16 protein-coding genes are annotated in these 20525 nt (G+C 58.7%); 4 read left to right on the top strand and 12 right to left on the bottom strand.

Annotation, left to right across the window (positions count from 1 at the left end):
* Nucleotides 1–15: 15 nt before the first annotated feature.
* Nucleotides 16–1692: a GMC family oxidoreductase gene (locus K3169_RS17700; RefSeq protein ID WP_263272320.1), complete on the top strand. Its 1677-nt coding sequence runs from the start codon at nt 16–18 to the stop codon at nt 1690–1692.
* Between the two features lie 1260 nt (nt 1693–2952).
* Here the strand turns inward: K3169_RS17700 and K3169_RS17695 are convergent.
* Nucleotides 2953–4380, bottom strand: coding sequence for an aldehyde dehydrogenase family protein (locus K3169_RS17695; RefSeq protein WP_263267275.1), 1428 nt, complete (start codon nt 4378–4380; stop codon nt 2953–2955).
* A gap of 148 nt (nt 4381–4528) precedes the next feature.
* On the opposite strand from K3169_RS17695, the gene K3169_RS17690 reads away from it, so the two are divergent.
* The 3 genes from K3169_RS17690 (at nt 4529) to K3169_RS17680 (ending at nt 7680) form a co-directional block, all read left to right on the top strand.
* Nucleotides 4529–5476: a LysR family transcriptional regulator gene (locus K3169_RS17690; RefSeq protein WP_122705321.1), complete on the top strand. Its 948-nt coding sequence runs from the start codon at nt 4529–4531 to the stop codon at nt 5474–5476.
* 141 nt (nt 5477–5617) lie between these two features.
* Complete coding sequence (locus K3169_RS17685) at nt 5618–6322, top strand: HAD-IA family hydrolase (protein ID WP_099268336.1); 705 nt, start codon at nt 5618–5620, stop codon at nt 6320–6322.
* A 74-nt stretch (nt 6323–6396) separates the two neighbouring features.
* Nucleotides 6397–7680 carry an NAD(P)/FAD-dependent oxidoreductase gene (locus K3169_RS17680; RefSeq protein WP_263267274.1) on the top strand — a complete coding sequence of 428 codons (1284 nt, stop codon included), beginning with the start codon at nt 6397–6399 and terminating at the stop codon, nt 7678–7680.
* A 170-nt stretch (nt 7681–7850) separates the two neighbouring features.
* Here the strand turns inward: K3169_RS17680 and K3169_RS17675 are convergent, their stop codons facing one another.
* From K3169_RS17675 to K3169_RS17625, 11 genes are all read right to left on the bottom strand, one after another.
* Nucleotides 7851–8342 (bottom strand): Lrp/AsnC family transcriptional regulator, encoded by a 492-nt coding sequence (locus K3169_RS17675; protein WP_027900155.1) that lies wholly within the window; start codon nt 8340–8342, stop codon nt 7851–7853.
* Between the two features lie 39 nt (nt 8343–8381).
* Nucleotides 8382–9068, bottom strand: coding sequence for a hypothetical protein (locus K3169_RS17670; RefSeq protein WP_263267273.1), 687 nt, complete (start codon nt 9066–9068; stop codon nt 8382–8384).
* Between the two features lie 109 nt (nt 9069–9177).
* Nucleotides 9178–10467, bottom strand: a complete 1290-nt coding sequence (gene gabT, locus K3169_RS17665; protein ID WP_263267272.1) for a 4-aminobutyrate--2-oxoglutarate transaminase — start codon at nt 10465–10467, stop codon at nt 9178–9180.
* Nucleotides 10468–10765: 298 nt separating this feature from the next.
* The gene (locus K3169_RS17660) at nt 10766–11851 is read right to left on the bottom strand and encodes an ABC transporter ATP-binding protein (RefSeq protein WP_231671289.1); all 1086 of its coding nucleotides are present in this window, start codon (nt 11849–11851) and stop codon (nt 10766–10768) included.
* Nucleotides 11852–11981: 130 nt separating this feature from the next.
* The gene (locus K3169_RS17655; RefSeq protein ID WP_263267271.1) at nt 11982–13442 is read right to left on the bottom strand and encodes an NAD-dependent succinate-semialdehyde dehydrogenase; all 1461 of its coding nucleotides are present in this window, start codon (nt 13440–13442) and stop codon (nt 11982–11984) included.
* Between the two features lie 252 nt (nt 13443–13694).
* Nucleotides 13695–14492 carry an ABC transporter permease gene (locus K3169_RS17650; protein WP_027900150.1) on the bottom strand — a complete coding sequence of 266 codons (798 nt, stop codon included), beginning with the start codon at nt 14490–14492 and terminating at the stop codon, nt 13695–13697.
* On the bottom strand, nt 14493–15422 hold the full coding sequence (locus tag K3169_RS17645) for an ABC transporter permease (protein ID WP_027900149.1): 930 nt from the start codon (nt 15420–15422) through the stop codon (nt 14493–14495). It abuts the gene before it with no gap.
* Nucleotides 15423–16136: 714 nt separating this feature from the next.
* On the bottom strand, nt 16137–17189 hold the full coding sequence (locus tag K3169_RS17640; protein WP_027900148.1) for an ABC transporter substrate-binding protein: 1053 nt from the start codon (nt 17187–17189) through the stop codon (nt 16137–16139).
* 302 nt (nt 17190–17491) lie between these two features.
* Nucleotides 17492–18280, bottom strand: a complete 789-nt coding sequence (locus K3169_RS17635; protein ID WP_049826912.1) for an ABC transporter ATP-binding protein — start codon at nt 18278–18280, stop codon at nt 17492–17494.
* Nucleotides 18277–19362 carry a FecCD family ABC transporter permease gene (locus tag K3169_RS17630; protein ID WP_099269407.1) on the bottom strand — a complete coding sequence of 362 codons (1086 nt, stop codon included), beginning with the start codon at nt 19360–19362 and terminating at the stop codon, nt 18277–18279. Before K3169_RS17630 ends, K3169_RS17635 begins: the two co-directional genes overlap by 4 nt.
* A 9-nt stretch (nt 19363–19371) precedes the next feature.
* Nucleotides 19372–20517, bottom strand: coding sequence for an ABC transporter substrate-binding protein (locus K3169_RS17625; RefSeq protein WP_263267270.1), 1146 nt, complete (start codon nt 20515–20517; stop codon nt 19372–19374).
* Nucleotides 20518–20525 lie beyond the last annotated feature (8 nt).

The raw sequence follows: 20525 nt of genomic DNA, 5'->3' as shown, positions 1-20525 counted from the left end.
GTCGTCATCTTGAAAGTGCTCGATTACCTGATTCTGGGCGGCGGTTCGGCAGGCTGCGTGCTGGCTGCGCGGCTGTCCGAGGATGCAGACAAACGTGTGTGCCTGGTGGAAGCGGGGCGGGACATCTCGGCGGGTAACATGCCTGCCGAGATTCGCAGCCGCTATCCCGGGCGTGCTTACCTGGACACGCGCAATATCTGGCGACAGCTGACGGCGCTGATGGGCAAGCGTTCCACCGAACGTCGCTATGAACAGGCACGGTTGCTGGGCGGAGGCTCCGCAATCAATGCCTTGATGACCAATCGCGGCGCGCCCGACGACTATGACGAGTGGCAGCGACTCGGTGCCGAGGGATGGAGTTGGGACAATTGCCTGCCGTACTTTCGCAAGCTGGAAAACGATACCGATTTCGACGGCCCGTTGCATGGCAAGCAAGGACCACTGCGGATCCGCCGCACTGCGCAGGAGTTTCTTTCTCCCTTCGTCAAAGCAGTGATGAAGGTGCTGGGTGAAAGTGGACTGGCTACCAAAGCTGATCAGAACGGGCCTTGGGAGCCGGGCGTATTCGTTGGGGCAATTGGCGTCAGCCCGGAAGGAGAACGCATTCCCACGTCGGTCTGTTATCTGTCCGATGAGGTCCGCCAACGCAGCAATCTGAAAGTGCGCACTGAATGCCTGGTCGACCGCGTGCTGTTCAAGTCCCATCAGGCGATAGGGGCGCGTATTGTGCAGGCGGATGGCACCTCAATGGATCTATTCGCCAAAGAAGTGATCGTCTGTTCCGGGGCGATCCACAGCCCGGCAGTTTTGATGCGCAGCGGTATTGGTCCTGCCGATGAGCTGATTCAACTGGGGATTTTTGTGGTGGCGGATCGTCCGGGAGTCGGCGGCAACCTCATGGAGCATCCATCGATTGCGGTGTCTGCGTTGTTGAAAAAGGCGGGGCGCACGGCGTTCGCCAACGAGCACCACGAGCAGGCCATTGTGCGCTTTTCCTCGGGTTTGCCGGATACGGTGCCTTGCGACATGCATGGCGCGATTCTGTCCCGATCCGGCTGGCACTCGCTGGGGTATCGATTGGGCACGATGTTTTTCTGGGTCAACAAGTCCTATTCCCGGGGCCGTGTGCGACTGGTCTCCAGTGATCCGGCGCAGGAACCGGAGGTGGACTTCAACATGCTTTCTGATCCACGGGACCTGGAGCGCCTCAAGCAGGCCTTGAAGTTTGGGGCAGGGACGCTGTCAGCCGCCCAACTCGGTGCCTTGCGTAGCGTGGCGTTCCCGTCCAGCTATTCGCCCCGGGTCGCCAAAGTCGCTCAGCCAGGCTTGATCAATGGCATGTTGCGCGGCGCATTAAGCCTGTTGCTGGACGTGGCCGGGCCGTTTCGGACGTGGCTTGTTCACGGGTTGGTCACTCAGGGAGTGACGCTGAAAAAACTGCTCGCCGATGATCAGGCCTTGACCGGATTTGTCCGGCGAAATGTCGGTGGCACCTGGCATCCATCGGGCACCTGTCGCATGGGCCGGGCCGATGATCCGCAGGCGGTCACCCTCAGTGATGGGAGAGTGATTGGCGTCACCGGCTTGCGGGTATGTGATGCGTCGTTGATGCCCTCCATCCCGTGCGCCAATACCAACGTGCCCACAATCATGATTGCCGAGCGGATCGCAGATTTGATCAAGGCCGGGTAGGAGCGAACTTGTTCGCGAGGCGCCGGTACAGGCACAGCTTTTACCCATCATGACAATGACGAACCTGTGTGACCGACCGGGGTGGCGCTCCACTTCATTCGGGAAGGCGGTATTTCAGGCAACACATTGGCTGCGGATGGCCCGGCCCCTTCGCGAATGAATTCGCTCCTACCGTTGACTCGGGCAAGACGCAGAACCTGGTGGGACCGAATTCATTCGGGAGGCGGTATTTCAGGCAATACACAGGCTGCGGATGTCCCGGCCTCTTCGCGAATGAATTCGCTCCTACCGTTGACTCGGGCAAGACGCAGAACCTGGTAGGACCGAATTCATTCGGGAGGCGGTATTTCAGGCACCACACAGGCTGTGGATGTACTGGCCCTTTCGCGAATGAATTCGCTCCTACCGTTGAGTTGGGCAAGACACAGAATCCGGTAGGACCGAATTCATTCGGGAGGCGGTATTCAGGCAATACACAGGCTGCGGATGTACCGGCCTCTTCGCGAATGAATTCGCTCCCACCGGTAATCTGGGGAAGACGCAGAACCCTGTGGGACCGAATTCATTCGGGAGGCGGTATTTCAGGCAACACACAGGCCATGGATGTACTGGCCTTTTCGCGAATGAATTCGCTCCTACCGGTAACTCGGGCAAGACGCAGAATCCTGTGGGACCGAATTCATTCGGGAGGCGGTGGTTCAGGCAACACATTGGCTGTGGATGTACTGGCCCTTTCGCGAATGAATTCGCTCCTACCTTTGACCTGGGCAAGACATACAACCCGGTAGGACTGAATTCATTCGGGAGGCGGTATTTCAGGCAATACACAGGCTGCGGATGTACCGGCCCTTTCGCGAATGAATTCGCTCCTACCTTTGATCTGGGTAAGACGCAGAACCCTGTGGGACCGAATTCATTCGGGAGGCGGTATTTCAGGCAACACACAGGCTGTGGATGGCCCGGCCCCTTCGCGAATGAATTCGCTCCTACCTTTGATCTGGGGAAGACGCAGAATCCTGTGGGACCGAATTCATTCGGGAGGCGGTATTTCAGGCAACACACAGGCTGCGGATGTCCCGGCCTCTTCGCGAATGAATTCGCTCCCACCGGTAATCTGGGCAAGACGCAGAACCCTGTGGGACCGAATTCATTCGGGAATGCGGTCTTTCAAAGCACACATTGGCTGCGGATGTACCGGCCTCTTCGCGAATGAATTCGCTCCTACCGGGATTTGAGCCGGCGGGCGATAGGGTGGGGCCATCAAGAGTAGAAGCCCACAATCGCCTTCGTCTCCAGAAACGCCTCCAATCCCCACTCGGCATATTCCCGGCCATTACCCGATTGTTTGTAACCGCCAAACGGCGCGCTTGGATTCCAGTCGGGATGGTTGATGTAGACGCCGCCGACCCGTAGCTGCAAAGCAATCTCCCGGGCTCGCTGCAGGTTGGAGGACTGCACGTAACCGGCCAGACCGAAAACGCTGTCATTGGCCAGCGCAACCGCGTGCTCATCATCGTCATAGGCCTGAATCACCAGCACCGGGCCGAAGATTTCCTCCCTGGCAATGGTCATGTCCGGCGTCACTCCGGCGAACACTGTCGGCTGCACGTAGTAGCCACGCTCCAGGCCTTCGGGGCGGCCCAGGCCACCGCAGATCAGTTGCGCACCCTCGTCGATGCCGATGGCGATCATTCGCTGGATGGCCTGGAATTGCCGGTCGCTGATCACCGGTCCCATCGTCGATTGCGGATTGGCGGGATCGCCAACCTGATGGGCGAGAGCCGCACGCCGGGCGATTTCCACCGCTCGATCATGCAATGAAACAGGCACCAGCATGCGGGTCGGCGCATTGCAGGACTGTCCGCTGTTTCCGAAGCAGCCATTGACCCCAGAGGTCACGGCTTTCTCCAGATCAACATCGTCCAGCAGGATATTCGCCGATTTGCCGCCCAGTTCCTGATGCACACGTTTCACGCCAGGCGCCGCGAGACGCGCGACTTCCACACCCGCACGCGTCGAGCCGGTGAATGAAACCATGTCCACTTCAGGGTGCGCTGCCAGTGCAGCACCCACGGTTGGCCCGTCGCCATTGATCAGGTTGAACACCCCGGCGGGCACACCCGCTTCGTGCATGACTTCAGCAAACAGCAAGGCATTAAGCGGGGCTACTTCACTGGGTTTGAGGATCATCGTGCAACCGGCCGCGAGTGCTGGCGCGACCTTGCAGACGATCTGATTGATGGGCCAGTTCCAGGGTGTAATCAGTGCAACGACCCCCACCGGCTCCAGATTGATCAGCGTATTACCATTGGTTTTCTGAAACGCGAACGTATCCAGCGTGCGCAGCAGTTGTTGCAGATGACGCTTGCCGATACCCGCCTGCCAATCGTACGCAAGTGCCTTGGGTGCACCGACTTCGGCCATGATCGCCTCGGCAATCTCGTCGTAGCGCTGCATGAATACGTCGAGTATCTGTTCGATCAGAACTCTTCTCTCGTTGGGCGTCGTGCGGGCAAATGCCGGAAATGAACGTCGTGCTGCCGAAACTGCTGCGTCCACGTCGGTCTGATTGCCCATGGCTATCTGGCTGAAGGGCTGTTCAGTGGCCGGATTGATGACTGCCAACTGCGAGTCCCCGGCGGGTGCTATCCAACCACCATCGATATAAAACTTCAGAGCGTTTTCCATAATCAGGCGGGCCTCGTCGGGAAGAGCAGAAAAGGGCGAGTGAGGATCTTGATCGTTGCAAAACACACACTCGGTCGCTCGCAAGAATAAGCATCAATTTCTGCATCCGGCAATTTACTAATAGTTGCTTCAGGCATAAGCTCAGGTCATGTCTAATCTTCGTCGAAAGCTTCCCAGTTCAAGTTCCCTGTTCGTCTTCGAAGCGGCTGCGCGGTGTGGCAGCTTCACCCGGGCGGCGGATGAACTGTGCGTCAGCCAGCCAGCGGTCAGTCGAATGCTTTCCCGTCTTGAGGAGCATCTCGGTGTGCAGCTTTTCGAGCGCACTCGGGGCGGTGCACGACTCACCGAGAGCGGCAGTATTTTGTACCGGCGGGTGCAGGAGGGATTCAGCACCATCGAGTCGGCGATCAGCGAAATTGAATCCCGCGCAACGGGCATCGAAACCGTCACGTTGTCCGTTTCAACGGCGTTCACGACCCACTGGTTGATGCCGCGCATGAGCCGCTTCAGTCAGCGATTTCCCAGTGTGGACATGCGATATCAGCTGATGTCTGGCCGAATCGGTGGACCCTTGGTGGATGTCGATCTGGGCATGCGTTACATCGATTCAGGCAGCCTGAAAGCCACGGATACACTGGTTGTTCCGGAAATAACCTTGCCCGTCTGCAACCCCCAGTATTTCCAGCAGGTCTTGCAGGATGCAGGCAAAAAACAGCCACCGACGATGATCTGCATGGACAATCAGGATCGGGACTGGACACTGGAATTTGGCTCGTCCGGGCGCGTGGAAAATGCCCTGATTTTTTCTGACTATGCGGTGGTCGTGCAGGCTGCCTTGTTGGGGCAGGGGATGGCGCTGGGCTGGTTAACCGTCGTCTCGAACAGCCTGGTCAAAGGCGAGTTGGTGCCCGCCGCCGAACAGGTTCATGTCACACAGCGTCGGTGTTGTCTGGTGACTCCAGCGAATCGTCCGGTGCGCCCGGTGGTCGAAAGTGTTCGTGACTGGATCATCGAAGAGATGCGTGCCGACGTCGCAAAAGTGGACGCGCTTTACCCTCATTTGGGGCTGTCGGCACTTCTCCACTCGGGTCGTTGAGATCAGGTGTGCCGCACAGAGTGGAAAAACCGTAGGTTATGCTTCAAGGTCCGTGAAAAACGGAATATTTCGTGAGGAAAGCAGGCTGATAATGGGTCAACCAGCTTGCTCTACCCCCATGAATATCTTGCGGAGCGCCCTATGTCATTCAAGCAGTTCAAAGCCCTGACGTTCGATGTCGTCGGCACCCTCATTGATTTTGAAGCAGGCATTCTCGCTCATGTTCGTGAGGTGGCGGGCGAAGCGGGTAAAGCCCATAGCGATGACGATATTCTCAAAGCTTATCGCGAGGCTCGTGCACAGACCGATTCAGGCTGGTGGCCGGATGACCTGGAGCGCTGCTACCACGTCATCGCCTCGAAACTGGGGCTGCCGGACAGCGACGAATACGCCAAAGGCCTGAGCCTTGCCGTGAAGAACTTCCCGGCGTTCCCCGATTCGATTGAAGCGCTGAAGCGTCTGCGCAAGCATTTCAAACTGGTCGCGACCACCAACTCGCAGATCTGGGCGCTGGATTTCATGGCCAAAACGCTGGAGGAACCGTTTGATGTGCGGGTGACCGTTGACGACGTACGCTTTGAAAAGCCTGATCCACAGTTTTTTGCCTACACCCGAGGCGTGCTGGCGACTCAAGGCATCCTGTTCGAAAACATCCTGCACGTCGCGCAGAGTCAATACCATGACATTGGCGTAGCGATGCGTCTGGGCTATCAAACCTGCTGGATCGAACGCCGTTTCGCGCAAAAGGGCACCGGGGGCACGCTTGAGTCTGATCGCGTGGAACCGCATTACCACTTCACTTCGCTGGCGCAGTTGGCGGACGCGGTCGAGAAAGAGCTGGGTTGACTGACGCTGGGTGACGACTCTGGCGCTCTGGCCTTGCTGCGAGCGCCTTTTCTCTTTTTAGCTGGATGTTCGCCATGACTGTTCAGAGCCTGTGGGCGGCCACTGCCCAGCCTTCTCCCGCGCTGCAATCCCTTGAAGGCGATCGCCAGTGCGACGTGGTGATCGTCGGTGCCGGTTACACCGGTTTGGCTGCGGCGCATCACATTGCGCTTGGCGGTCGCGAACCGTTGATTGTCGAGGCCAATACCCTCGCCTGGGGCGCCAGTGGGCGTAACGGCGGGGTAGTTTCGCCCAAGTTTCGGGTAGGCTTTCCAACGCTGATGGAGCGTTTTGGTCGTGACACGGCCTTGCAGATGTATCGCACAGGTTATGCGGCAGTGGACAGTCTGGTGGAAATGGTCGAAAGCCTTGGCCTGTCAGGGGCCCAGCTGCACATGGGCGGTCACATTGCTGCTGCGCACAACGTTCATGCGTTAGGCGGGCTTGAGTCCACGGCAAACTGGATCAAGCGGGAAACCGGTGGCTCGTCGTCGCTGATGATCAGCGCCGAGCAGGTTCGTGAAGCCACCGGGTCGACGATTTTTACCGGCGGCTTGCTGACACCCAAAGCAGGCGGTATTCACCCCCTTAATTACGCCCGTGGCATCGCGCAAAGCTTGAGTGATCGCGGCGTGAAGTTGTACATCAACAGCCCTGCGAACCAGGTGCGTCATGAGGCCGGCCGCGTTATCGTCATGACTCCGCAAGGGCGAATCAGCGCCCGCCAGGTGATCTACGCCACCAATGGTTATTCCGACCAGACCCGGGTCACTGACACCCTGCATCGACGCTTGATTCCGTTTCGCAGTGCGATCATCGCGACTCAAAAGCTTCCCGCTGATGTACTGGCGCAGATCATGCCGGGCGGTCAGGTGTGCGGTGATACCAAGCGCATGTTGCGCTGGTTCAGGGTTGTCGGCGACCGGCTGATTTTTGGGGGGCGGGGGGCGTTTGGCAAGAACGATTCCGAGAGCGCCTTCCGTACCTTGCAGCGCAGCATGGGTGAGGTATTTCCGATACTGCGTGATTACCAGGTTGATTTTCGCTGGTCCGGCCTGGTTGCCATGACGCTGGACTATCTGCCTCATGCCGGGCAACTGGATGAACGCAGCTTCTACTCGATTGGTTACAACGGCGGCGGGGTCGCCATGTCGACGTACATGGGCGGGCTGTTGGCGAAAATGACGTCCGGAGAGAAGGTCGACCTGGGTTTGCTTTGCGGTGATAAATTCAAACCCATTCCCATGCACGCGTTCCGCGCTCCCGGCGTACGCCTGGCGGCAGGATGGCAGCAATTCCTTGATGTTATCGGCCGGTGATCATTGCACCACGCTATCTGCCTCAAACATTGGATCTGTAGGAGTTGCCGAAGGCTGCAATGGCGGTGCATCAGATTGAATGCTTCGCAGCCTTCGGCAGCTCCTACAGAAAAAGCATTCCAGATCGGATGGTGCAATTTTGTTTGCCAGGAGTCACCGAGTCTTGTGTGTCAAACCGCCCTGACCAGACTCCGCAGCGGCACGGTGCTTTTCACCACCGGTGATTTGATCACGATGTAGCTGAAGTACTTCTCGATCCCGATGTTCTTGTCGAGGATCGATTCCATCAATTCCTGGTAGTGCTGGATGCTGCTGCACAGGAAGCGCACCAGATAATCGTAGCCGCCGCTGATCAAATGACATTCCAGCACTTCGTCGATGTTGCGGATGCTGGATTCGAATTTCACGAAGTCGCCACGTTTGTGGTCGGAGAGGGTGACTTCGGTAAACACAGTGACCGAGTTGGCGAACTTGGCGAGATTGACGTGGGCCTCGTAGCCGCTGATGTAACCGGCCGACTCAAGACGTTTGACCCGCTGCAAACAAGGACTGGGGGACAGACCGACGGCTTCGGCGAGGCTGACGTTGGTCATTCGCCCGTCTTTCTGCAATTGGACCAGGATGTTGATGTCGATACGATCGAGCTTCGTTGCAGCGTCCATGGTTCAGTCCTCGCCATTTCAAAATCCAGACTGCCCACCTCAGGCGTGCAGTGCTTTTTGATGCGCGTGGACGAGGTCTGCCAGGCTGGCGTATTCACAGCGCTTGCCATCCAGTGCCTGCGGTGAGTGATTCCACGGCTGGCTATGACCCCGTCGCAACGTACATACCGGGAAATCCACCCGCTCGTTCCACGGGTCGTCCATCTCGGTACTGCGCACCGGTAACAATTCTGATCGCTCCAGTTCCAGCTGGAGTAACGCGGCGTCCAGGCTCGTGTGCCAGTCGGTATCAACGGGATCGATGACGGCATCGAACGTCACCGGCAACCGGCTGGTCAGCGAGCTCACGTTGATGCCGTGAGGTGGGGCAATCAGTATCAAACGGTAGAACTTGCTCAGGTACTGCAAGGCACCTGGAACATCTTCGAATATGGGCCAGTGGTCAGAGGAGCTACTGAAAGCAACACTCTGATCCCAGTCAGGAATGGTATGCAATTGGTGAGCCAGACGTTGGTACAACTGGCCGTGAAACGCGCTCGGGCTGCTTGCTGGTCCACTGCTGATCAGCAGGTCGGCGGTCTGTCGGTAGGCGCTGAGCAATTGTTCGTCACTGATCGCCGGATTGCCTTGCACTGCCAGCGGTCGAAGCCCCTCAAGAATGCCCCGTTCTCGATCAACCAGTGTTCCAAAGGAAAAACCCAATGCCTTGTACTGGGTGACTTTCATGATTCGCTCCTGAGTAACAGCTGTCGGTTCCATCATGTTCCGCACCCGTGTTCCGAACCCGGGCCCTGCGCTGCATGAACAGGCCGGGCCAGGTCTTGCCGCGCGTGCCTCAGCAGGCCGCAGCCAGTGCGGTATCGAGCATCTGCAAAGCTTCGGCCACTTGTTCCGGGGTTGTCACCAGCGGCGCGAGGAATCGCACCACGTTACGGTGTACGCCACACTTGATGACCAGCAGGCCGGCGTTGCGCGCGCCATCGATGACCTTTTGCGCCAGCGCAGCGTCCGGGCTTTGCTTGTCGTCGGCTGCCACCATTTCAATGGCCAGCATGAAGCCCAGGCCTCTTACATCACCGATACGCGGGTAACGCGCTTGCAAGGCCAGTAAACCTTCATGCAACTGGGGGGAGAGTTTCGCGCCCTTGGCCAGCAGATCCTGCTCTTTGAAAAGGTCCAGTACTGCCAGTGCCGCAGCACAAGCCACCGCGTTGCCGCCATAGGTGCCGCCCAGGCCACCCGGTGTCGGCGCATCCATGATCTCGGCACGGCCGACAACACCGGATAGCGGCATACCGCCCGCCAGGCTTTTCGCAACGGTCACCAGATCAGGTTTGATGCCCGAGTGCTGGAAGCCAAACATGGTGCCGGTACGACCAAAGCCGGTCTGGATTTCATCGAGGATCAGCACGATGCCGTGTTGAGTGCAGCGTGCCCGCAAGGCCTGGAGAAATTCGCTGGAGGCGGCAATGAAACCACCATCACCCTGAACCGGCTCGATAAGGATTGCCGCAACCCGGTCAGGTGCGACATCGGTGGCGAAGAGTTCATCCAGCTCGGCCAGCGCGTCATCGCTGCTGATCCCGCGATAAGGGTTTGGGTAGGTGGCGTGGTAGATCTCGGCCGGGAAGGGGCCGAAATTCTGTTTGTAGGGCTGGCTCATGCCTGTCAGGGTCACACCGAGCAGGGTCCGGCCATGGAAGCCGCCCCGAAAGGAAATCACTGCGGTGCGATTGGTGTGGCTGCGAGCGATCTTGATCGCGTTTTCCACCGCTTCGGCACCCGAGGTAAACAGGATGCTTTTGTAGTGCTCTTCGCCGCCAATCAGCGTATTCAGGCGCGCGGCGACTTCGATGTAGCTTTCGTAGGCCGCGACCTGAAAACTGGCATGAGAAATTTCACCGACCTGACGCCGTACCGCATCGACAACCTTAGGGTGGTTATGGCCAACGTTGAGTACGCCGATGCCACCGACGAAATCCAGATAGCGCTTGCCGTCCACATCCCACAGCTGCGCCCCTTCGGCGCGTGCCGCTACAACCGGGTGAGCCGTGATGATGCCGCGCGGGATGTGTTGCTCACGCAGTGCGAGCAACCGTTGGGTTTCAGTCAGTGCAGAATTCATCTCAATCTCCGTGATCGCCGGGGTGGCAGGTGATGTGATCAGGATAAGCACTGGTCGGAACCACAAGCACTGAAGTTGCCCGGACCAGTGCTGTGATCGACTGTTTTAGGGGGAGGTTGCGACATATTTCACTGTGGGGTGTTGCCGGGGATCCTGCGTGAAGGTCAACCCCCTGTGGGAGCGAATTCATTCGCGAAGAGGGTGGTACATTCGGCAGACATTTATCTGCTGGAATGCCGCTTTCGCGAATGAATTCGCTCCCACACAGTCTGCACAGTTCATTGACGAAGATGATGTCTCAACTCATAGCCCGCGGCACAACAATGGTGTCTTCCGGGTGTAAACGCATCAGCAGCGGAGAGCCAATAGGCGGCAGGCTCAGGTTGCCTTCGTGATGGCTTGGCTGACGCAGGCTGACGGTGGGGCCGCCTTCCAGATCGACGAAGACCTTGAGGCTTTCGCCCTGGAACACGATGTCCGAAACCCGTCCGCGCAGATGATTCCACTCGGGGCCTGAACTGTCGTTGTCCAGCAACAGCTTTTCCGACTGTAACGCGAGGAACACATCCCCCGACGGCGGGATTGGACGGGTTGTACGTAGAGCCGTCGCGCCCAGGTTCAGGCCGCTTTCACTGCGTTGCAACGGAATCAACGTGCTTTCGCCAATGAAACTGGCGACGAAATCATCGGATGGATGATCGTGCAAGCGACGCGGCGTATCGACTTGTACCAACTGGCCGCCACGCATGATCGCGATACGGTCGCTCATGGTCAGCGCTTCACGCTGGTCGTGGGTCACGTAAATCATTGTTGCGCCGAGGCGTTTGTGCAGGGCGCGCAGCTCAATCTGCATGGTTTCGCGAAGTTGCTTATCGAGCGCGGAAAGGGGTTCGTCCATCAGGATCAATTTGGGTTCGAAGACAATCGCCCGGGCCAGTGCCACCCGTTGTCGCTGGCCGCCGGAAAGCGCTGCGATGGAGCGGTTTTCGTAGCCGCTCAATTCAACCGTTGCCAGCGCCTGTTTCACGCGGCCGAGGCTTTTGGCGGCGCTTTCACCTCTGGCGCGCAGAGGGAAAGCAACGTTTTCGCCCACCGTCATGTGCGGGAACAGCGCGTAGTTCTGAAAGACCACACCGATTTCGCGTTTGTGCGGTGGCATCAGCGTGACGTCGCGCTCGCCAAACAGGATGTTGCCGGAGCTGACCCGGATAAAGCCGCCCAGAATGCTCAGCAATGTGGTTTTGCCCGACCCGGAAGGGCCTAGCAGGGACATGAATTCTCCCGCTTCCACCTTGAGGTTCACGTTGTTCAGCGCCTTCAAACTGCCGTAGTCCTTGCAAACCTGATTGACGCTGACTGATTCAAAACCTTCGGTGAAATTCATGAAGCGTCCTCCTGTGCAGAGCGGGTGTCTGCATCCATCTGAACACAGGCGCTGGCTGTGTTCGTGCCGTTTTAAGCCGCCGGGAAAACAGGATCTGCTGCCCGGCGGTATCCGTGTCCAACGCTGGCCGTCAGTCCAGACCACCGATATGCCAGGCCTTCACTTCGAGGAATTCGTCCAGGCCGTACTTCGAGCCTTCACGGCCGGTGCCTGACTGCTTCATGCCGCCAAAGGGGGCGACTTCCATGGAAATGATCCCGGTATTCAGACCCACCATGCCGAACTCCAGTCGCTCACCTACGCGCCAGGCACGACGCATGTCCTGAGTGAAGTAATACGCACCGAGGCCATACGGCGTCGCGTTGGCCAGCGCCAGCGCTTCGGCCTCGTCCTTGAAGCGGAACAGCGGTGCCACAGGGCCGAACGTTTCTTCGCTGGCCAGCAGCATGTCGGCTTTGGCATCGCGCAACACGGTGGGTTGAACGTAAAGGCCATTTCCCTGAGGCGCGCCGCCAATGACCACGCTGGCTCCTTTTTCCAGCGCATCGCCGATATGGCGGGCCACTTTGTCGACGGCGGCGGCATTGATCAGCGGGCCGATCGTGACGCCGGTTTCCAGGCCGTCACCGACTTTCAGATTGGCGACTTCAGCGCTCAGGCGCTCGGCAAAGCGGTCATAAATCCCGTCCTGAACCAGAATCCGGTTGGCGCAAACGCAGGTTTGTCCGGCGTTGCGGAATTTGCTTTGCATGACCCCGGCAATGGCCAGGTCCAGGTCAGCGTCGTCGAAGACGATAAATGGCGCATTGCCGCCCAGCTCCAGGCTCAGGCGTTTGATGGTGCTCGCACACTGACTCATCAACAATTGGCCGACCCGGGTCGAGCCTGTGAATGACAGCTTGCGTACTGCCGGATTGCTGGTCATTTCACCACCGACCCCGGCAGGCAATCCGGTTAATACGTTGAACACGCCGGCCGGGATTCCGGCGCGCTCTGCCAGCACCGCCAGCGCCAGGGCTGACAGCGGGGTCATCTCCGAAGGCTTGACCAGTACCGGGCAGCCGGCCGCCAAAGCCGGTGCGCATTTGCGGGTGATCATCGCGTTGGGGAAGTTCCACGGGGTGATCGCCGCGACGACACCGATCGGTTGTTTGAGGACGATGATCCGTCGATCAGCGACGGGTGAAGGAATGGTGTCGCCGTAGATCCGGCGGGCTTCTTCAGCGAACCATTTGACGAAGCTGGCGCCATAGGCGATTTCGCCACGTGACTCAGCGAGGGGCTTGCCTTGCTCGGCGGTCATGATCAGCGCCAGGTCTTCCTGGTTGTCCATGATCAGCTTGAACCAGACTTCAAGAAAACGCGCTCGCTCGGCCGCCGGGACTTCGCGCCAGGACACGAAGCGGGCTTCGGCTGCTTCGATGGCACGGCGGGTTTCAGCGGCTTGCAGGGCTGGCACCCGGGCGATAACGCTGCCATCGGCGGGGTTGGTCACGTCCAGCGTCGCGCCGTCATCGGCACTGATCCACTCGCCATTGACGTAGGCGCGCTCAACGAGAAGGGAAGGGTCACGCAGGGTATTTTTCAACATGATCAGGGTGCCTTGAGGGTCCGAACGATGGACTCATTTTAAGAATGTCTGCCCGGTGGCCGATGCCGAGATGGCCGCTGGAGCGGGTGGTAGATGCTGAATTTGCGCTGCTGGCGGCAGATGTTGCTGGCTTTATTTGTGGGAGCAGAGCTTGCTCGCGATGAGGCTGGACAGGGTCTAAAGTGAATCGCGTCCAGCCTCATCGCGAGCAAGCTCTGCTCCCACAGTCCCCATTCCAATTCAGTGCCAGATTCAGCTCGGTTTATTGCGCCCCGCGATCACCACCAACAACAGCGACGCCAGAATCAGGATTGAGCTGATCGCCGCAATCGTCGGGTCGATTTCATCGCGCAGGGCGGTGAACATCCGTTTGGTCAGGGTCTGGTTGTCGCCGCCGGAAATGAACAGCGCCACCACGGTTTCATCCAGCGAAGTGATGAAGGCAAACAGCGTGGCCGAGACCAGGCTTGGCTTGATTTGCGGCAGTGTTACGGCCATGAATGCCCGGAAGCGGTTCATGCCCAGGCTACGGGCGACCATCTCCTGTGACATGTCGAAATTACGCAATCCGGCCAGCAGGGCGATGATCACGTAGGGCAGTGCCAGCATGATGTGCGCCAGAATCAGCCCGGTCATGGTGCTGATCAAGCCTACCCTGGCGTACACAAAAAACACTCCGGCGGCGATCAGGATGATCGGTACCATCATCGGCAGCAGCAAAATGATTTGCAGTGTGCGCACCACCTTCAGGCTTGAGCTGTTGATGGCGTAAGCGGCAGCCATACCGATGGGCAGGCTTACCAGCGTGGTGACGGCCGCGGTGATCAGGCTGACCCGTGCCGCCGACATCCATTCAGCACTCTCAAAGAACGCTGCATACCAGCGCAGCGACCACTCCTTGGGCGGGAATTGCAGGAAGCGGGCCTCCGAGAACGACATCGGCACCACGATCAGAACCGGCAGGATCAGGTAGAGCAGGATGGCGGCTACCAACACCGTGAAAAGCAAATGGGAGACGCGGACCTGACGCAGATAGGCAACCAGTTTCATTTAGCGCGCTCCCAGAATGCGTTCGATAGGGATGAACTTGTTGATACCCCAGAAAATCAGGAACACCACCAACAACAGCACCAGACCGACCGCACTCGCGGCGCCCCAGGCGTGATAAAGCTCAACGTTACGCTGGACCAGCATCGATACCAGGATTGTGCGGCCACCACCCAGCAGTTCAGGGGTAATGAAAAAGCCCAGGCAGATGACAAAGACCAGAATTGACCCTGCCATGATTCCGGGAGCAGCCATCGGCAAGAACACCCGGCGGAAGGTGTAAAAGGGCTTGGCCCCCAGGCTTTCCGAGGCTTGCATCAGGTCCTGCGGAATTTTTTTCATCACCGAATACAGGGGTAGAACCATAAACGGCAGCATGACGTGCAGGGTGCCGATTACCGTGCCCGTGGTGTTGTGCATCAGGTTCAGCGGTTGATCAATGATGCCCATGTCGATCAGCGTCTGGTTGACCAGCCCACGGCGTTGCAGCAGGACCAGCCAGGCGTAGGAGCGCACCAGCACGCTGGTCCAGAACGGGATAATCACGCAGATCAGAATCAGGTTCGCCCAGAAGCCATGCAGGCGCGACGCGGCATAAGCGATGGGGAAACCGAGGAAAATCGACAGCACGGTGACAATGAGGCTGATCTTGAAAGTCAGGACAAAGGTGTCCCAGTAGATTCGCTCTTCGAAAATACGGACATAGTTGGCCAGGGAGAAGCCTTCTTCGGTCTGCACCGACTGGAACGCCAGCCAGCACATTGGCAGGATCAGCAGCACCACCACCATGACCAGCGCCGGGGTGAGCAGCAACATCATCGATGTGTTTTCCTTGCGCTCTTCGCGGGCAAGGGCATCGCTATTGGTCAGCGGCGGTTGCTGCTTGTGATTGTCGGATTCGGGCAGGGACTTGGCGAGATAAGCATTGGACATGTTTGTCTCCCGTCAATGGTTCTGGCTGAAGCGCTGGAAGGCGCTCTGCTTGAGTATTGGCATATGAACGACTCCCGAAAAGTGGGGGCAGATGCTGAAAGCGAGTGTGTTGCTGTTCCGGTCGCTCTGCGGGACCGTGCAATTTCCAATGTACCCATATGTCGCCAACGGAAGCCGCTGAAATGCCCTGCACCGAAGTGCTTTATTGCGTAATGAGGCGGGTAGACGGCATGTCCTGCGTTGAGGCTTCTGGCACGGTATCCAGCCCCACCGCCGTGTCAGGTAGGAGGCAACTTGTTGGCGAGAGGGTTTGATGCGGTGAGTCAGTGCTGCCGCCTCGCGAACAAGTTCGCTCCTACCGGGATAGGCGTTCAGTTGTTGCTTCTTCTGCACAAACGACAACCAGGGTTTTTAGGCCTTGGTGCCGACGTCCATTTGGCGGCGATGTCAGGTAGGAGGCAACTTGTTGGCGAGAGGGCTGATGCGGTGAGTCAGTGCTGCCGCCTCGCGAACAAGTTCGCTCCTACCGGGATAGGCGTTCAGTTGTTGCTTCTTCTGCATAAACGACAACCAGGTTTTTTAGGCCTTGGTGCCGACGCCCATTTGGCGGCGATGTCAGGTAGGAGGCAACTTGTTGGCGAGAGGGCTGATGCGGTGAGTCAGTGCTGCCGCCTCGCGAACAAGTTCGCTCCTACCGGGATAGGCGTTCAGTTGTTACTTCTTCTGCACAAACGACAGCCAGCGTTCCTCTGCCTTGATACCGTCTGCCGATGCCCACCATTTGGCCGACAGCAAAGCCTGGCGTGAGATGTTTTCCGGTGCTGAAGGCAGCTTGGCAGCACGTTCGGCCGGAATCGTGCCGGTCTTGAACGCTTCCGGATTCAGCGGGCCGTAATCGATGATCATCGGCAATGCCGCCTGCAGTTTTGCGTCGATGGCTTCGTTGACGAACTTCATGGCCGCGACCTTGTGTGGCGAGCCTTTGAGCACGCACAGCGAGTTGGTTTCCAACACGCCCTGGTTGTAATCGAAGGCGACCGGTGCGCCGTCGGCCTGCACCGCTGTAATGCGGCCGTTCCACGCCTGAATCATGTCCACTTCGCCGTCGCTGATCAGTTGTGCGGACTGGCCGCCCGATGTCCACCAGGTCGCGATGTGCGGTTTGATTTCTTCCAGTTTCTTGAAGGCGCGTTCTACATCCAGCGGGTAGAGCTTGTCGGGGGCTACGCCGTCAGCCAGCAGGGCTATTTCCAGGGTCGGGCGTGGCAGGTTGCGCAATGAACGCTGGCCGGGGAATTTCTTCGTGTCCCAGAAATCAGCCCAGGTCTTCGGTGCCTTGTCGTCTTTGAAAGCGTCGGTACGGTAAGCCAGCACGGTGGAGTAGCTGATGTAGCCAACGCTGTAATCATCCTTGAGGTCCGCAGGCAATTGCGCTGCGTTGGGGATCAGCGCCAGGTCGAGCTTTTCGAACAAACCTTCCTGCTGGCCGCGAACGCAGTCGCCGGTGGGCAGGTCCACCACATCCCAGGTGACTTTGCCGCTTTCGACCTGGGTCTTGATGATCGGATAGGCTTTGGGCGAGCTGTCCTGTTTCAGCGTAAGGCCGAGTTTCTTCGCGGCAGGCTCGAGGATCGCCTTGCTTTGCGCTTCCTGATAAGCGCCGCCCTGGGATACAAATGTGATGTCTTCAGCGAACGCCATATTGGCGCAGCCGGTAAGGATTGCCAGACTCGCCAGTTTGAAGCTGCGGATACTCGATGCTGTCATATGAAGGTCTCCCCGATGGTTGGCAGATTTCTTGAGCGAGCTGGAGATTTGCTGTCGGTCGCTCTGCGGGACCGTGCCTTTAATTTACTGGCATGTCGGGAAATGAAGCGGGCACAAATGCGCGGCGCAGAAGTGCTTTATTGCGAAAAGGGGAGGAGGGACGGCATGTCGTGCGCTGAACGGCCGCCAAGTGTTTTCTCTGTCAGCGACGCGGTGTTTGTAGGAGCTGCCGAAGGCTGCGATAGCGGTGTGTCAGGTTGAACGCTATCGCAGCCTTCGGCAGCTCCTACAGAGAGAGTATGTCAGCTCGCAGCTTTAAGCACCGACACCGGATAAATCGCGGTGAAGGCCCCGTCGTCGACGCTGATCGCCCGGCAGTCCACGCCATACACATGGGCAAGGTTTTCCGGGGTCAATGTGCTGCGCGTCGGGCCGCTGCAGTGAACGTGGCCGTGATGCAGCATCAACGTGTCATCGGCGTAGCGGCTGGCCAGATTCATGTCGTGGAAGATCGCCAGGGTGACGATGTTTTCCTTGCGGGTATAAGCGCTGACCGCGTCGAGAATCTGCAATTGATTGGCCAGGTCCAGCGCGGAAGTGGGTTCGTCGAGCAGCAACAGGCGCGGGCTGCGGACCAAAGCCAGTGCCAGGGAAATCATCTGCCGTTCGCCTCCGGACAACTGCCCCGGCTGGCATTCGGCAAAACGCTGCAAACCCAGCAGCTCAAGCATTTCACTGGCTTTGCGCTGCGCATCCTTGCCGGTTGCCCAACCGCGTGCGCTGCCGTGCTGAGCGAGCAGCAGCAGTTCATAGGTGGAAAGACGGACGTCCAGATGCGCCAGATCCTGGGCGACGTAGCCAATCAGTTTGGCGCGTACCGCTGCAGATGACCCCAGCAGGTCGATGCCGTCGATGGTGGCTGAACCTTGCGCTTTGGTCAGCCCGCACAGGCCTTTCATGAACGTTGATTTGCCCGCGCCGTTGGCACCCAGCAGCGCCAGGGTACGGCCTGCTTCGGCCTTCACCGCCAGCCCGTCGAGGATGGTCCGGCCGTGGATCGTGACGCGATAGTCAGCAGTGGAGAAGCTCATCGGGAAGTCAGTCTCCGGTCGCGCAGGATAAGAATGATGAAGAATGGCAAGCCAATCAGTGAAGTCACCATGCCGATAGGCAGCACTGCGCCCGGCACGATCAACTTGCTGGCCAGCGAGGCGAGGGTGACGAAGATGATGCCGCAGGCAATGGTCACACCGATGGTGAAGCGTTGATCTTCGCCCACCAGCAAGCGCGCAACGTGGGGTGCCACCAAACCGACAAAGCCGATGATGCCAACTACGGAGGTCACCGCACCGGCCAGTAATGCAGCCAGCATCAGCATCACAGTCCGAATACGTCGCACCGGAATACCAAACACCACCGCCTGTTCACCAAAACTGCGCAGTGCGGTCAGCGCCCAGGCCTGAACCAGCACCACCGGAATGGCAATTGCCGCGATAATTGCGCACAGCGTGACCTTGTTCCAGGTCGCGTGCAGCAGCGAACCCATGAGCCAGAACACGATGCTTTGCAGTTGATCGACGCTGGCCACGTATTGCACCAGACCCAGCAACGAACTGAACACGAAGTGCACGGCGATCCCCAGCAGGGTAATCGCTTGCAGGCCTACATGGCCGCGGGTCAGCAGCAGAATGATGCCCACGGTCAGCAACGAGAACAGAAAGGCGTTGCCGGTGACCAACAGGTCGGCACCGAACCCCGGCAGGGCATTGCCGAGGGAAAAGTTGAAAGCCAATGCCAGCGATGCGCCAAAGCCCGCCGCCGAGGAAATCCCCAACGTAAAGGGTTCGGCCAGCGGGTTGTCGAGTACCGTCTGCATCATCAGCCCGGCCAGCGCCAGACAAGTGCCCGCGAGCACCGCCATGAGCGTCATGGGCATGCGCAGCTCCCAGAGGATCACGCGGGTGCTGGCGTCGACGCTGTCAGGCTGCAACAGTCCGCTCATGGCCTGACCGAACGTCAGCGTCCCTGAACCGACGATCAGGTCGGCAATGAAAGCCACCACTGCGATCACCAGCAGGCTGATCAGCAACACCGTGCGCTTCCACACGGTGTGGGTGTAGCGGGTCTGGTAGCTGCTGGTGTCAGATGAAGCGTTACCGATAGAGGTCGTCATGGTTGCGGGTCATTTACCGGTAGCAGGTGCAGGGGCGTACAGAATCGCAGGAACTGCCTTGATACCGGTCAGGGCGAACAGCGCCTTGAGGCTGGCGTCTGCATCCAGTTGACTGGCACTGTCCGGATAGAACGCCTGACTCAGGTTTTCCACTGCCAGAATGTTCCAGCTGCTGGCGTAGAACTGATGGTAGACACCGTAAACACGACCGTTCTGGCTGGCCTTGAGTTGAGCGAAGCCCGGACGTTGTTCTAGCAACTTCAACTGACGCTGGATGGCGTCGAGTTTGACGCTGTCACCGAAGCCAAATGGTGGCGAGACGGAGGTATTGCCCGGGAACTGGGTGCCTGTCATGACGTACACGTCCGGCTGTTTGCCCAATACGGTCTCCAGCGTGACGTCGCCCGTCGCGCCCGGCAGCAGTTGCGAACCGAGGTTCACGCCACCAGCCGCTTGAACAAGCTTGCCCCAGTACACATCGCCGTGGGTGAAGCAGCAGGCCGATGCACCGCCCTGGCCAGCTTTGGCTTCGACGAACACCAAGGGTTTCTTGTTGTGTTCCTGAGTGATGGCTTCGACTTTAGCCAGTCGGGATTTGTAGAAATCGATGTAGGCCTTGGCTTCTTCTTCGCGGTTCAGCACCTGACCGAGCAGGGCTACGGTTTTCTGGCTGTTGACCACCGGCTCCAGATCGCTGTCGACGAACAGCACCGGGATTTTCAGCGCGGCCAGTTTCTGCGCCACACCGGCGTTCTCCAGCGAAGCGCGGGCGCGGGTCTGGAATACCAGCAGGTCCGGGCGAGCGGCCACGACGGCTTCGAGGTTGAGATCACCGTCGTCACCGAACTTCATGTCGGTGGCCTGATTGGCGGTTTTTGGCCACTGGTTTTCGAAGACTTTCCAGGTGTTGGGATCGGAACGCTTGATGATGTTGTTCCACGCCACAACGCGCTGGAACGGATCGGCTCGGTCGAGCAGGGCCAGGGTGAACAGGTCGCGGCCGTCCTGCAAAACGATGCGTTTGGGTTCGGCGGGGATTTCAACCTGACGGTTGGCAACGTCGGTGACAGTGACTGGATAGGTGGTTGCGAAGGCCAGGGTCTGACCGGCTAGCAGCAGGCTGACGCCGACTGCGAGATGTGTGAACAGGCGCATTGAATTAC

Origin of the sequence: Pseudomonas phytophila (assembly GCF_025643095.1) — a bacterium.
GTDB classification, from domain to species: domain Bacteria; phylum Pseudomonadota; class Gammaproteobacteria; order Pseudomonadales; family Pseudomonadaceae; genus Aquipseudomonas; species Aquipseudomonas quasicaspiana.
Note: the sequence above shows the minus strand (reverse complement) of the source record. Positions and strands in the feature narration are given on the sequence as shown.